This is a genomic window from Puniceibacterium antarcticum (assembly GCF_002760615.1).
Classification (GTDB): domain Bacteria; phylum Pseudomonadota; class Alphaproteobacteria; order Rhodobacterales; family Rhodobacteraceae; genus Puniceibacterium; species Puniceibacterium antarcticum.
On the sequence record NZ_AWWI01000100.1, the window covers coordinates 38,941 to 52,392 of the forward strand.

A 13,452-nucleotide genomic window follows, 5' to 3' on the forward strand; every position below is an offset into this window, starting at 1 on the left:
ACTCATGTGGGATGACGTGAAACAGCTGGCCGGTCGTATCGGAAACCGCCGCATTCTGGACCTGTTCGAAAATGCCAACCGTGCAGGCGAGTTCAGTCTGCATGCGGTCGGAATGCTGTTCGACTATTCCAAGACGCAACTGGACGATCAGATCCGTGCCGCGTTGATAAAAATCGCCCAAGACGCGGGTGTGGAGGCGCGCCGGGATGAGATGTTCGGCGGGGTCAAGATCAACGAAACCGAAGGCCGGGCGGTGCTGCACACCGCGCTGCGCAATCTGGACGGCGCTCCGGTGCTGGTAGATGGCAAGGACGTGATGCCCGGCGTAGTTGAGACGCTGAAGCGGATGGAAGCCGTCGCGAATGAGATCCGCAACTCGGGTGTGAGCGACGTGGTGAACATCGGCATCGGCGGCTCGGATCTGGGCCCCAAGATGGCGGCGATTGCGCTGTCACCCTATCACGACGGGCCGCGCGTGCATTTTGTGTCCAATGTCGACGGTGCTGATATTTCCGATGTTCTGCGGCAATGCGATCCGGCGACAACCGCCTTTATCGTCGCATCAAAGACCTTCACCACCATCGAGACAATGACCAATGCACAGACCGCCAAGGACTGGCTGGCGCATCATGGTGTGTCGGACGAGGGTCGTTTTGTCGCCCTGTCGAGCAATGCCGAAAAGGCAGCAGATTGGGGCATTCCGGGCGACAAGGTTATAGGGTTCGAGGATTGGGTCGGTGGACGCTATTCCCTTTGGGGCCCGATCGGTCTGTCGCTCATGGTTGCCATAGGCGTTGACGCATTCCGGGCCTTTCTGCGTGGAGCGCAAGAGATGGACCGGCATTTCTGCGCAGCACCGTTGCACCAGAACATGCCAGTGTTACTGGCGCTGGTTGGAGTGTTTCACAATCAGGTGCGTGACTATGCGACGCGGGCCGTTCTGCCCTATGACAACCGATTGTCGCGTCTTCCAGCCTACCTCCAGCAGCTGGAAATGGAAAGCAACGGCAAGGGCGTGTCGATAGACGGAAAGCCGCTGAGCGTCAATTCCGGGCCCGTTGTCTGGGGGGAACCCGGCACCAACGGGCAGCATGCCTTTTACCAGCTGATCCATCAGGGCACCCGCACGGTGCCGTGCGAGTTCATGGTCGGGGCCACAGGCCACGAAGAGGATCTGCGCAACCATCAGGACCTTTTGATTGCCAATTGTCTGGCGCAGTCCGAAGCATTGATGCGCGGCCGGTCGATGGCGGAGGCGCGCGAGATTTTGCGGGCCAAGGGGCTGGAGGGGGATGATCTGGAACGACAGGCGGCGCATCGGGTGTTCCCGGGTGACCGACCATCCACAACACTTGTCTATCCGCTGCTGACCCCCGAGGTCCTGGGACGGATCATCGCGCTCTATGAACACCGTGTCTTTGTCGAAGGAGTTGTCCTTGGCATCAACTCATATGACCAGTGGGGCGTCGAACTGGGCAAGGAACTTGCCACCTCTCTGGGGCCGGTCGTCAGGGGCGAGGTCTCGTCCGAGGGTAAGGACGGCTCGACCCGGCAACTGGTTGAATACGTTAAGCTCTACAGCTAAAATCCGATGCGCCCGAACGCGGCGAACAGCGTCACGGTTCCGTGAATTTTATGAAATAAATCTCCCTTTTTCTGGAACAGAGACAGGGGGGCAATCGTTCCCATTGCACAACTTTGAAGCAGTTTGCAAAGGAATGAACATGACACGTCTGATCACAACAACCGCACTCGCTCTGACCCTGGCCGCTGGTTCCGCACATGCGGAGAGCCACACAAACGGCGAGAAGGTGGAGCAGAACCTAGAAAACGCGGGCGAAAGCTTGGAAAAGGCAGGTGAGAACGCTGCGCAGGCAACAGGGAACGCGGCTGGCGATGCTGCGGACGCGTCCGAGAAGGCGCTAGAGAATGCAGCGCAGGCCACTGAAAACGCGGCTGAAGCGACGGAACAGGCCGCTGAAGATGCAGCCCAAGCCACGGGTAATGCTGTGGACGATGCGGCAACTGCGACTGCAAACGCGACCGACGGTATGCTGCAAAATGACACCAACATGATCCGTGCTCGTGATATCATGGGGGGCACAATCTATTCCGCGAATGCCCAAGACGGCGTCGCCGAGTTTGAAACGGTGACTTATGACAGCGTCGGTGAAGACTGGGAAAATATCGGTGAAATCGAGGATATTGTCCTCTCCTCAGACGGCCAACTGCAGGGTGTCGTTGCCGAAATCGGCGGATTTCTAGGGATGGGCGACAAGCATGTCTTCGTCCCTATGGATAGCGTGAAACTGATCCCGGTCGAAGATGCTGATATGGCACTTGTCGTCGGCTACAGCGAAGAGCAGCTGGTAAACATGAAGAACGTTGACGAAGCTTTCTGGGAATAATGGTTCCTGCCGACGGATGATGGGGCTTATTCCCCTCTGCGTGTCGCGCGCCCCCTTTCCGGGGCGCGTTTTTTTTGGTTTTCAGGGGATGGTGATGCCCGGCTCTGCCAGCCTGAACCCGTCAAAGTGAAAGGCGGGACAGACAGTGCAGCCCACCAAGGTCCAGTCGCCCAAGGTTTCTGCCGCTTGCCAATGGTCCTTTGGCACGATGATCTGGGGCCGGGCGCCGTTTATCAGATCAGGTCCAAGGGTGTGATCGCTGCGCGGGCCTTGCAGCGTTTCAGACAGCGATAATGTCAACGACGCACCGGCGTAGTGATGCCATATCTCTTTCGCATCGACGCGGTGCCAATGGCTGGTCTGACCACGTTTCAGCATGAAATAGATGCAGGTTCCGGTGGGACGCATCCCAATAGCGGCAGAGTCCACCCAGGTCTGGCGGTAAAACCCGCCTTCGGGATGTGGGGTGAGGTCGAGAAGGTCGATGATCTGTTCTGCGGTCAAGGGGATTGGGGGCATCAGGGCTCCGAACGGTGGTGAGAGGGGACTTTAATCACGTTGGAGCAGCCTTTGCCCAAGGTTTCAATCGACCACGAGGCAGCCCATGATCCGCACCGTTCGCCAGATTGCTGAAGAAATCATCGCCCGCGAAGGCGGCTTTGTAAACGACCCGGATGATCCCGGGGGGCCCACCAATTACGGTGTGACCCTTCACACGATGCAGCGACTGGGTCTTGATCTGACCAAGGATGGCCAAGTGACGATTGCAGATGTGCGTCAGCTGACGCGCGCACAGGCGGTCGAGATTTTTGTCGCGCATTATTTCTTGCGGCCCAAGATCGCCCAACTGCCAGAGGCGCTGCATGGGTCGGTGTTTGACATGTATGTGAACGCCGGGGGAAACGCGGTGAAGATTCTGCAACGCTTGCTGAACCAGATGGGGCAGAACGTGGCGGTGGATGGTCTGATCGGTCCGCAAACCGTACGCACTGCGGCAGCGGCGATGGCTGCGGCGCCCGCCCATCTGACGGATGCCTACGGAATCGCGCGACGGAACTACTACTTTGATCTGGCAGATCGACGCGCAGCGTCGCGCAAATACGCGCGACGCCGTGACGGTGGCAAGGGCGGCTGGATCACCCGGGCCGAAGAGTTCATCTCGCCTCGGTTTCATCTGAGTGAACAGCAGTTCAAGGAGAGGGTGGCAGGATGGGTCTGATCGGACAAATTATGGGGCTGGTTTTTGGGTCAGGTCGCAATGTGGTGGCCGAAACCGCCGAAGTCTTTCGGGTCAATGCAGAGGCGCAAGCGGGCAGGGAGGCCGGATTGCAAAGCGCGGCGTTGCAGCAATTCGGGCAAGAGTTTTGCCTGACTCAGCGCGGCGGGTTTGATCGGTTCATGGATGCGCTGAACCGCATCCCACGGCCCGCAATGGCGCTGGGAACGCTTGCCATGTTTGTCGCGGCAATGGTCGATCCGATCTGGTTTGCCGCCCGGATGACCGGAATCGCCTTGGTTCCCGAACCGCTTTGGTGGCTGCTGGGCGCGATCGTCAGCTTTTACTTCGGTGCACGCTTTCAATCTAAAGGGCAGGATTTTCAGCGCGATCTGGTTGTAGGCCTCTCCACAGTCCCGCAGGTGGTGCGCACCATAGGCGATATAGAGTCGCTGCGCGAAGTAAGCCCCAGACCGGAATCACCTGCTATACTGTCCGAAGACGACGTGTTTCAGGGCGATAATCCCGCCTTAGCCGAATGGCGAGGACTGAGACACTGACAACCGCGACAAAGTGATCATGCGGGGCCACGGATTTTCGTTGGCCCCTTAACCATGTCGGCGTATATGTCAGCTTATGATTACAGAGCTTGGCCACTTCGCCCTTATCCTCGCCTTCCTGGTCGCTTGCGTTCAGGTGGTTGTTCCCCTCATTGGCGCTCACAAACGCTGGCCTGGCTGGATGGCTGTGGCCGAACCGGCTGCGACGGCGCAGTTCTTGTTAACCGCCTTTTCCTTTGGCGCGTTGATGCATGCCTTTATCACGTCAGACTTCAGCCTGAAGCTCGTCGTAGAGAATTCGCATTCAGCCAAGCCGATGCTTTACAAGATCTCGGGAACCTGGGGAAATCACGAAGGGTCGATGCTCCTCTGGGTGCTGATTCTGTCGCTGTTTGGAGCACTGGCAGCATGGTTTGGTGGCAATCTGCCACCGACACTGCGCGCACGCGTCTTGGCGGTACAGTCCTCGATTGCAGTGGCATTTTTTGCCTTCATCCTCTTTACCTCAAACCCGTTCCTTCGCCTGATCGTGCCTCCCTTTGACGGTCAGGACCTGAACCCGCTGCTTCAGGACCCCGGTTTGGCATTTCATCCGCCGTTCCTGTATCTTGGCTACGTTGGCCTCAGCATCTGCTTCAGCTTCGCTGTCGCGGCGTTGATTGAGGGGCGAGTGGATGCTGCATGGGCGCGCTGGGTCCGGCCGTGGACACTTGCTGCTTGGATTTTTCTGACAATCGGAATCGCGCTCGGGTCCTGGTGGGCCTATTATGAACTCGGCTGGGGCGGCTTCTGGTTCTGGGATCCGGTCGAAAATGCATCCTTTATGCCTTGGCTACTTGCTGCTGCATTGCTCCATTCCGCCATCGTCGTGGAAAAGCGCGAAGCACTGAAAAGCTGGACGATCCTGCTTGCTATTCTTGCTTTCGGCTTTTCGCTGATCGGGACGTTCATAGTGCGTTCGGGACTGCTGACCTCGGTGCATGCCTTTGCCAACGATCCTGAACGCGGGGTATTTATCCTGACGATTCTTGTGTTTTTCACCGGAGGGGCTCTTACGCTGTTTGCAGCTCGTGCCAGCACGATGCAGGCCAAAGGCGTGTTTGGCGTCGTCAGTCGCGAAAGCGCGCTGGTCGCGAACAACATCCTTCTTGCCGTTGCGGCATTTGTCGTTTTCGTCGGAACAATGTGGCCGCTGGTGGCTGAGATGTTCTTTGATCGCAAGCTGAGCGTGGGACCGCCGTTTTTCAACATGGCCTTTACGCCGTTCATGATGCTGCTTGGGCTGATCATGCCGGTTGGCGCAATGATGGCATGGAAACGAGGCAAGGTGGCACGCACCCTGCAAACTCTTGTGCCAGCCTTCATTCTGGCGATCACGCTGGCCGGGCTTGTCTGGGCCATGCAGACCGGGCGCAGCCTGATGGGGCCGATCGGTGTCTTCTTGGGCGTGTGGCTGGTGGCGGGGTCAATGACCGATTTGCTCGGCCGTCTTGGAAAATCCCACGATTTCTCGCGACTGTTCCGACTGCCGCGTGCGGACTGGGGCAAGCTGCTTGCCCATTCAGGCATGGGGATCACAATGATCGGCATTGCTGGGATTATGGCTTGGCAGCAGGAAGACATTCGCGTTGCCCAAATCGGCGAAACTTTCACAGTTGGCGACTATGAACTTCAGCTGACGGATGTGGATCAAATCCGCGGACCTAACTATTTCTCGACGATGGGAACTGTGCGTTTGATGAAGAACGGGGACCAGATTGCTTTGATGCATCCCGAAAAGCGCAACTATCCGGTTGCGCAAATGCCAACCACCGAAGCGGCGATTGATTACCGCTTTCTGAGGGATGTGTATGTGGTGATCGGCGACGCGCAGGATAATGGCGGCTATGTGATGCGGACCTATATCAAGCCCCTGGCCAACTGGATCTGGGGCGGATGCATGATCATGGCCCTCGGCGGCGGTTTGAGCCTGTCTGACCGGCGTTATCGGATTGCAGCCGGGGCGCGCAACGCTATGCCCCAGGCGGTTCCAGCAGAATGAAGGCTCTTATTCTTGCGCTGATGTTGATGTTCGCCTCATCTGCGGTAACCACTATGTTTGCAGGTGCGGCTTGGGCTGTTCAGCCAGATGAGGTACTCGCTGATCCCGCGCTCGAAGCGCGCGCACGGGAACTGTCCAAAGGCCTACGCTGTCTGGTGTGCCAGAATGAAAGCATTGATGAATCGCATGCGTCGCTGGCGCGGGATCTGCGGATCTTGCTGCGCGACAGGCTGGTGGCTGGCGACAGTGACGAAGAGGCGGTCGCCTTTATCGTTGACCGTTATGGTGAATTTGTCCTGCTGCAGCCGACCACAGGGGGCTGGAACTGGCTGCTGTGGGCGGCCGGGCCGCTGATGCTGCTGGCCGCGATCGGAACCGGGGCCATTTACGTTCGCGGGCGGGCGCGTTCAACCACCGAACGCGAAGAAGGACTGAACCCGACCGAGCAGCAAAGACTTCAGGAACTCCTGAAAGAGTAACGCAGCGTTTAGCTTTGCCAAACCAAACCCTCCGGTGTTTGATGCGCTTCGCACTTCAGGAGGACAGGCAATGCAATACGACACCATCCAGCTTGATATTCGGGACGACGTGGCTTTGGTCACCCTAAATCGCCCGGATGTCATGAACGCGCTCAACACCCAGATGCGGGCCGAGATTACCGATGCGGTCACACAGGGTGGTCGCGCCGCGCGGGTGGTGGTGCTGACAGGGTCGGGGCGGTCGTTCTGTTCCGGCCAAGATCTGGGTGATCGGGCCAATGCCGCCAATCTAGACCTTGAACGGACGCTCCGCGACGAATATGTGCCGATGCTCCGGGCGATTTACGACTGCCCGGTACCGACGATATCCGCCGTCAACGGCGCTGCGGCAGGGGCGGGTGCCAACTTGGCCCTTGCGGCGGATGTGGTGATAGCGACCGAATCTGCTTTCTTTCTTCAGGCCTTCGCCCGGATTGGTCTGATTCCAGATGCGGGCGGTACATGGTATCTGCCCCGCCAGATGGGGTTGGCCAAAGCAATGGGGGCCGCGCTGTTCGCCGAAAAAATCAGTGCACGGCAGGCCGATGACTGGGGCATGATCTGGGAATGTGTGCCAGATGACGCTTTTGTCGATCACTGGCAGACACGCGCGGCGCAGTTGGCCAATGGGCCAACCGGCGCCTATGCACGCATCAAGGAAGCCATTCGCGGATCCTTTGACAACGATCTGGAAGAGCAGCTGGCGTTGGAAGCAAAACTGCAGGGGCAGTGTGGAAAAACAAGAGATTTCAAGGAAGGCGTCGTTGCCTTTATGGAAAAGCGGCCTGCGCTATACGAAGGACGCTGAGCCCGTCTGTTGCTGAACAATTGGATTTTGGGGCTCTGCCCCGTCCCGAACTTTGTTCGGACCCCCCGGGATATTTATAGGCAGATGATGCAGGTTTTCCCTGCCTACAGAAATGAAGTGGGGCGCAAGACACTGCACCCCACTCTTTTTTGTTAGGATATCAGCGCGTTTCGATGTCCGTATAGTCCCGCGCGGTCTCACCAAGGTAGAGCTGCCGTGGACGACCGATCTTGAGTTGCGGATCGCTGATCTGTTCTTTCCACTGGGAGATCCAGCCGACGGTGCGGGCGACAGCAAAGATCGGCGTGAACATCGATGTCGGAAAGCCCATCGCTTCGAGGATGATGCCCGAATAGAAGTCGACGTTCGGGAAGAGTTTCTTTTCTGCGAAATAGGGATCTGCCAGCGCCTGAGCTTCCAGCTCTTTCGCGACCTGCAGGATCGGATTGTTTTCAACGCCCAGCAGATCAAGCACCTCGTCTGCGGATTGCTTCATCACCGTCGCGCGAGGATCGAAGTTCTTGTAGACGCGGTGACCGAAGCCCATCAGGCGATAGGGATCATTCTTGTCCTTTGCACGGGCAATGAACTCGGGGATCCGGTCAACAGTGCCGATTTCCTTGAGCATCTCAAGGCACGCTTGGTTGGCGCCGCCATGAGCGGGCCCCCATAGGCAGGCGATCCCAGCCGCGATGCATGCAAATGGGTTTGCACCCGAGGACGAGGCCAGACGCACGGTCGAGGTCGAGGCGTTCTGTTCGTGATCCGCGTGCAGGGTAAAGACGCGGTCCATGGCGCGTGCCAGAATCGGGTTCACCACATAATCCTCGGCCGGAACGGCAAAGCACATGCGCAGGAAGTTGGATGCATAGTCGAGGTCGTTGCGCGGATAGACGAACGGCTGGCCGACGTGATATTTATAGGTCCAGGCTGCGATTGTCGGCATCTTGGCGATCAGGCGGATTGAGGCGACTTCGCGCTGCCAGGGATCGGTGATGTCGGTCGAATCGTGGTAGAAGGCTGACATTGCACCGACAACGCCGACCATGACGGCCATCGGATGCGCGTCGCGACGGAACCCGCGATAGAAATTCTGCATCTGCTCGTGCAGCATAGTGTGATGAGTCACACGGTTTTCAAAATCTTCAAGCTGTGCACCCGTCGGCAGTTCACCATAAAGCAGCAGATAGCAGACTTCGAGGAAATGCGATTTTTCAGCCAGCTGGTCAATCGGATAGCCGCGGTGCAGCAGCTCGCCCTTGTCGCCATCGATAAAGGTGATCGTGCTGTCGCAAGCGGCAGTGGAGGTAAAGCCCGGATCATAGGTGAAAACACCCGCCTGCCCATACAGCTTGCGGATGTCGAGCACATCCGGGCCAGCCGTCGGCGAATGGATTGGCAACTCAAAGGATGTGCCGTCAATCGTAAGGGTCGCGGTCTTGGAAGTATCAGCCATGGAAGTTCCCTTCGTCTCAATCCGCCGGGGCGGGCGCCCGGGCTCAGTATCGTCTTTAACCTTGAAAAAGGGTTAAGCGTTGTCGGCTGTCACCCTTCAAAGGCCGCTGCCTGGTTAAGACGAAGAATGGTTTCGTCACGGCCCAGGACAAGCATCATGTCGAATACGCTTGGCGTTACTGTCCGACCTGCAAGCGCCGCCCGCAGGGGGCCCGCCAGTTTGCCGAATTTGGTGCCGTTTTCCTCGGCTACACGGTTCAGTATCGCCTCCAATTCGTCTTTGAACCAGCTAGCATTTTGCAACTGCGGCGTCAACGCACCCAGTATACCACGGGATACCGCATCGAGCATTTTCGCCGCTTTCTCGTCCATTTCCAGCGGTGCTGTTGCCAAAACAAATTCTGCTTTTTCAATGAGTTCAGGAAATGTCTTCGCGCGGTCTTTCAGACAGTACATCGCCAGCATCAAGCCATCCTTCTGGGGCTTGCTCAGGGGAGATTTTTCTGCAGCTGCGAAATAAGCCTGCAATTCATGCAGCAGCGCAGCATCGTCTGTCACAGCTATGTGTTGGCCACACAGGTTCTCCAGTTTCTTGAAATCAAGCCGGGCCGGAGATTTGTTGATTCCCGATAGATCAAACCATTCCTTTGCCTGGGAGTCGTCGAAAAATTCATCATTTCCGTGGCTCCACCCCAGCCGCGCCAGGTAGTTTCGCACACCTGCTGCCGGGTAACCCATGGCCTGATACTCCTCGACCCCGAGGGCGCCATGGCGCTTGGACAGTTTCTTGCCGTCAGGCCCATGTATCAACGGGATATGCGCCCAGACGGGAACTTTCCAACCCATTGCAGTGTAGATCCCGATCTGACGTGCGGCGTTGTTGAGGTGGTCGTCACCCCGGATCACATGGGTCACCCCCATGTCGTGATCGTCTACCACGACGGCCAGCATATAGACTGGCGTCCCGTCTGAGCGCAGCAGAATCATGTCGTCGAGCTGATCGTTGCGGATTGTGACATCACCCTGCACCTCGTCATGAATGATTGTGCTACCTGCAGTTGGTGTTTTTAGCCGGATCACAAATGGCAAGTCGGGATATGTCGCCGGATCCGCATCGCGCCAGGGGCTTTGATAGAGGGTCGAGCGGTTTTCCGCCCGGGCAGCTTCACGGAAGTCTTCGATTTCTTCCTGTGTCGAGAAGCATTTATAAGCGTTGCCGGCGTCCAGCATTTGCAATGCGACTTCGGCGTGACGAGCAGCGCCGGCCGCCTGGCTAACGGCCTCTCCGTCATAGTCTAGCCCCAGCCAGTCCAACCCGCGCAAGATGGCGGCCGTGGCGTCGGGCGTGGAGCGTGCAAGGTCTGTATCCTCGATCCGCAGCAGGAATTTTCCGCCGCGGCCGCGCGCATAGAGCCAGTTGAACAGCGCAGTTCGCGCACCGCCAATGTGAAGGTAGCCCGTTGGCGATGGGGCGAAACGGGTGACGATTTCTGCTGACATGGGGACTTTAACCTTTTGATAACCGTATGGGGGCTAGCTTTGGCTATTCCATACCCATGCGCTTGGGTGAGGACAAGCATGGGGGCAATGGCAAGCTTTGGGGCGCGGCGTCAATGCGTTGATCGACGGCCTACTGCGGCAGCGCGGACATCTTTTCCCTTGGGCGCCCATTTCTCTGGCCATTGGTATTGGATGGTACTTCTCGTTCAAATCAGAGCCCGCGGGGTGGATGCTTTGGGCGATGTTTGGCAGCGCCACTCTTATCCTGCTGATCAGCCGCTGGTTGGGGGGAATTGGCGGGCCATTGGCATGTGGTGTGGCGCTGGCTCTGCTGGGAGTGTCGATTGCAGGCGTGCGGACACATCTTGTGGCCGGGCCCTTGCTAACCTTCCGCTATTATGGCGCTATCGAAGGGCGGATTGTCAGCATTGACCGATCTTCTTCGGATGTGATGCGTCTGACACTCGACCATGTCGTCTTGGGGCGTATGGCACCCGAGCACACACCGGCACGTGTGCGTGTGTCCTTGCCTGGAGATACGCCGTTCCATCCTGAACCGGGCGCCCTTGTCATGACCACTGGCCATCTATCTGCGCCCAATGGCCCGGTTGAGCCGATGGGCTTTGATTTCCGCCGAAATGCCTGGTTTGAACGTATTGGAGCGGTAGGTTACACCCGCGTCCCTGTGCTTTACTTGGAACGTGACAAAGCCGCTCTGCCGATTTTTGCCGCACGCATGGCTCTGTCAGAGCATGTGCGCGCAGCGATTCCCGGTGAAACCGGGGCCTTTGCTGCGGCCATCATGACAGGGGATCGCTCGGGCATGGGGCAGGACACGCTGCAGGCCCTGCGCGACAGCAATCTGGCCCATCTTCTGGCCATTTCCGGGTTGCACATGGGTCTGTTGGCGGGGTTCCTTTTTTCCGGCTTGCGGTTGATGTTCCTGATGGCTCCGCCGCTGGCACTGCGCTGGCCGATCAAGAAGCTGGCAGCGGTCGGGGCGCTGGCGGGCGCTGCGGGCTATTTGGCGTTGTCCGGTGGCAACATCGCGACAGAAAGGGCCTTTATCATGGTGGCGGTCGCCCTGATCGCAGTTGTGCTGGACCGGCGTGCCTTGTCATTGCGCGCTGTGGCAATGGCGGCGATGGTGGTCCTAGTGATCTGGCCCGAGGCTTTGCTGGGCCCAGGGTTCCAGATGTCCTTTGCCGCGACCACGGCGCTCGTGGCGATTTTTGCGCTGATGCGCGAGTTGCCAGAGCGTTGGCGCGCGCATAGATGGCTGGCACCGGTGCTGGCGGTCTGCCTGTCGTCCTTTGTGGCCGGGGCCGCGACCGCTCCCATTGGCATTGCACATTTCAATCAGATGTCACACTATGGCTTATTGGCCAATTTGCTTTCGGTCCCGTTGATGGGAATGCTGGTCATGCCTGCGGCCGTACTCGCGGCGCTTTTGTTGCCTTTCGGGCTGGACTGGATCGCACTGTGGCCGATGCAACTGGGGCTGGACTGGATACTAGGGGTGGCACATACTGTTGCAGACTGGGACGGATCAGTCGGCTACATCGCCACCCCAGTGCCCTCGGTGTTGCCAATTCTGACGCTTGGTGCGCTGTTCGTGATCCTTTGGCAGGGAAGATCGCGCTGGCTTGGCCTGCTGCCTGTGATCGTGGCGATAGGACTTTGGCAGCAGGGCACGCGGCCCTTGGTGCTGATTTCTCAAGATGGCGGGTTGGTTGGGGTCATGACCGACGTCGGCCGCGCCTTGTCAAAAGAGAGCGGCGCTGGCTTTGTCGCCGAGAACTGGCTTGAGAATGATGGCGACGGGGCAGATCAGGTGCAGGCCGCAGGGCGTTGGCCACATCACGAAAAGGACGGCATCGCGATCTATGATCTGCGCGGGCTGCGTCTGGTGCATGTGCAAGGCAAGCGAGCGCTGACCCAGTTCACTGGATGTGACGCTCGCGATATCATTGTGTCCAGCGTAGCGCTGCCGACCGGTTTGCAATGTCGCACCTTCGAACCAGAAAGGCTGTCACGCACAGGCGCCACTGCCCTGATCGAGGACAAAAAGGGGTTAAGACTGCTCAGCGTGTCAGATGTGGCCGGGCACAGGATATGGCATGGTGCAGGCGCAATACCTGCAGAACCAGCACCGGATCAGTACGTTCTGATCAGGCCGACAAGCTTGCCTTGAACAGACACGTCGCCCATCGGAAAGCGGCGCGCTTCAAAGGCCGGGTTTGCAGATTCCAGGATGACCGTCGCGCCCTCTTTACGAAAACGCTTGAGCGTTGCTTCGTAACCGTCGATCTGCGCGACAACGATATCACCCGTCTCTGCATCGCTGGTTTCACGGATGACCACCACATCGCCATCATTGATACCGGCGTTGATCATGGAATCGCCTTTCACCTCCAGCGCGTAATGACGGGCGGAGCCGGATAGCATGGCACCAGGTACGGCAATTGCGGGGGCGGGGTCATTTATGGCTTCGATCGGGAAGCCGGCTGCTATGCGACCGGCCAAAGGCAGGTTGATCGCGTGAACAGAGTTGGTCGTCGCGGCGTGATCCGGCCCGCGGTCATCCCGGTCGCCGTCAATCACACGGGGTGTGAACCCGGCTGGCTTGTCGGACATGCTGTCGGGCAGCTTCACGATTTCGATGGCACGGGCGCGGTGTGCAAGTCGACGGATGAATCCACGCTCTTCCAAAGCGGTGATCAGCCGGTGGATGCCGGATTTCGACCGCAGATCCAGCGCTTCTTTCATCTCGTCAAAGCTGGGCGGTACACCGTCGCGCGCGACGCGCTTGTTGATGAATGCCAGCAGGTCTAGTTGTTTTTTTGTCAGCATATCGTTGAGCCCCAAACTTTGTTCGGCTTTGTTCTACGCATGTTCCCGTTTTGTGTCAACGCAAAGTCAGCACATTTATCAAGCGGTTGCATC

The 13,452-nt window shown here is 58.3% G+C and carries 12 protein-coding genes; 8 read left to right on the forward strand and 4 right to left on the reverse strand.

The window, feature by feature from the left end:
• Nucleotides 1-4: 4 nt before the first annotated feature.
• Together pgi and P775_RS13825 are read left to right on the forward strand one after the other, a co-directional pair.
• Nucleotides 5-1,585, forward strand: coding sequence for a glucose-6-phosphate isomerase (pgi, locus tag P775_RS13820; RefSeq protein WP_099911535.1), 1,581 nt, complete (start codon nt 5-7; stop codon nt 1,583-1,585).
• Between the two features lie 139 nt (nt 1,586-1,724).
• Nucleotides 1,725-2,408 (forward strand): PRC-barrel domain-containing protein, encoded by a 684-nt coding sequence (locus P775_RS13825; RefSeq protein WP_180287442.1) that lies wholly within the window; start codon nt 1,725-1,727, stop codon nt 2,406-2,408.
• A gap of 81 nt (nt 2,409-2,489) precedes the next feature.
• On the opposite strand, the gene P775_RS13830 is transcribed toward P775_RS13825, so the two are convergent.
• On the reverse strand, nt 2,490-2,927 hold the full coding sequence (locus P775_RS13830) for a cupin domain-containing protein (RefSeq protein ID WP_245875694.1): 438 nt from the start codon (nt 2,925-2,927) through the stop codon (nt 2,490-2,492).
• 88 nt (nt 2,928-3,015) lie between these two features.
• Here P775_RS13830 and P775_RS13835 point away from each other — a divergent pair, with 88 nt between their 5' ends.
• The 5 genes from P775_RS13835 to P775_RS13855 all read left to right on the forward strand — a co-directional run bounded on the left by P775_RS13835 (nt 3,016) and on the right by P775_RS13855 (nt 7,551).
• A complete protein-coding gene (locus tag P775_RS13835; protein ID WP_099911671.1) occupies nt 3,016-3,627 on the forward strand; it encodes a holin-associated N-acetylmuramidase in 612 nt (203 codons plus the stop codon).
• On the forward strand, nt 3,618-4,184 hold the full coding sequence (locus tag P775_RS13840) for a holin family protein (protein ID WP_099911537.1): 567 nt from the start codon (nt 3,618-3,620) through the stop codon (nt 4,182-4,184). Before P775_RS13835 ends, P775_RS13840 begins: the two co-directional genes overlap by 10 nt.
• Before the next feature lie 76 nt (nt 4,185-4,260).
• Complete coding sequence (locus tag P775_RS13845) at nt 4,261-6,225, forward strand: heme lyase CcmF/NrfE family subunit (protein WP_099911538.1); 1,965 nt, start codon at nt 4,261-4,263, stop codon at nt 6,223-6,225.
• Nucleotides 6,222-6,704 (forward strand): cytochrome c-type biogenesis protein, encoded by a 483-nt coding sequence (locus tag P775_RS13850; RefSeq protein WP_099911539.1) that lies wholly within the window; start codon nt 6,222-6,224, stop codon nt 6,702-6,704. The genes P775_RS13845 and P775_RS13850 overlap by 4 nt, the downstream gene beginning before the upstream one ends.
• Before the next feature lie 70 nt (nt 6,705-6,774).
• Nucleotides 6,775-7,551, forward strand: coding sequence for an enoyl-CoA hydratase-related protein (locus P775_RS13855; RefSeq protein WP_099911540.1), 777 nt, complete (start codon nt 6,775-6,777; stop codon nt 7,549-7,551).
• A gap of 160 nt (nt 7,552-7,711) precedes the next feature.
• Here P775_RS13855 and gltA read toward each other — a convergent pair whose 3' ends face one another.
• Nucleotides 7,712-9,007 (reverse strand): citrate synthase, encoded by a 1,296-nt coding sequence (gene gltA / locus P775_RS13860; RefSeq protein ID WP_099911541.1) that lies wholly within the window; start codon nt 9,005-9,007, stop codon nt 7,712-7,714.
• An 89-nt stretch (nt 9,008-9,096) separates the two neighbouring features.
• Complete coding sequence (gene gltX / locus P775_RS13865) at nt 9,097-10,506, reverse strand: glutamate--tRNA ligase (RefSeq protein ID WP_099911542.1); 1,410 nt, start codon at nt 10,504-10,506, stop codon at nt 9,097-9,099.
• Between the two features lie 118 nt (nt 10,507-10,624).
• Between gltX and P775_RS13870 the strand changes: the two genes are divergently transcribed.
• Nucleotides 10,625-12,700 carry a ComEC/Rec2 family competence protein gene (locus P775_RS13870; protein ID WP_099911672.1) on the forward strand — a complete coding sequence of 692 codons (2,076 nt, stop codon included), beginning with the start codon at nt 10,625-10,627 and terminating at the stop codon, nt 12,698-12,700.
• Here the strand turns inward: P775_RS13870 and lexA are convergent.
• Nucleotides 12,664-13,359, reverse strand: coding sequence for a transcriptional repressor LexA (gene lexA / locus P775_RS13875; RefSeq protein ID WP_099911673.1), 696 nt, complete (start codon nt 13,357-13,359; stop codon nt 12,664-12,666). The two genes, P775_RS13870 and lexA, sit on opposite strands and share 37 nt — an antisense overlap.
• Nucleotides 13,360-13,452: the final 93 nt, after the last annotated feature.

Excerpts from the sequence above, each read along its gene's own strand:
- pgi (WP_099911535.1), top strand. The coding sequence starts at position 5 with ATGTGGGATGACGTGAAACAGCTGGCCGGTCGTATCGGAAACCGCCGC.
- P775_RS13825 (WP_180287442.1), top strand. The coding sequence starts at position 1,725 with ATGACACGTCTGATCACAACAACCGCACTCGCTCTGACCCTGGCCGCT.
- P775_RS13830 (WP_245875694.1), bottom strand. The coding sequence starts at position 2,927 with ATGCCCCCAATCCCCTTGACCGCAGAACAGATCATCGACCTTCTCGAC.
- P775_RS13840 (WP_099911537.1), top strand. The coding sequence starts at position 3,618 with ATGGGTCTGATCGGACAAATTATGGGGCTGGTTTTTGGGTCAGGTCGC.
- P775_RS13845 (WP_099911538.1), top strand. The coding sequence starts at position 4,261 with ATGATTACAGAGCTTGGCCACTTCGCCCTTATCCTCGCCTTCCTGGTC.
- P775_RS13850 (WP_099911539.1), top strand. The coding sequence starts at position 6,222 with ATGAAGGCTCTTATTCTTGCGCTGATGTTGATGTTCGCCTCATCTGCG.
- P775_RS13855 (WP_099911540.1), top strand. The coding sequence starts at position 6,775 with ATGCAATACGACACCATCCAGCTTGATATTCGGGACGACGTGGCTTTG.
- gltA (WP_099911541.1), bottom strand. The coding sequence starts at position 9,007 with ATGGCTGATACTTCCAAGACCGCGACCCTTACGATTGACGGCACATCC.
- gltX (WP_099911542.1), bottom strand. The coding sequence starts at position 10,506 with ATGTCAGCAGAAATCGTCACCCGTTTCGCCCCATCGCCAACGGGCTAC.
- lexA (WP_099911673.1), bottom strand. The coding sequence starts at position 13,359 with ATGCTGACAAAAAAACAACTAGACCTGCTGGCATTCATCAACAAGCGC.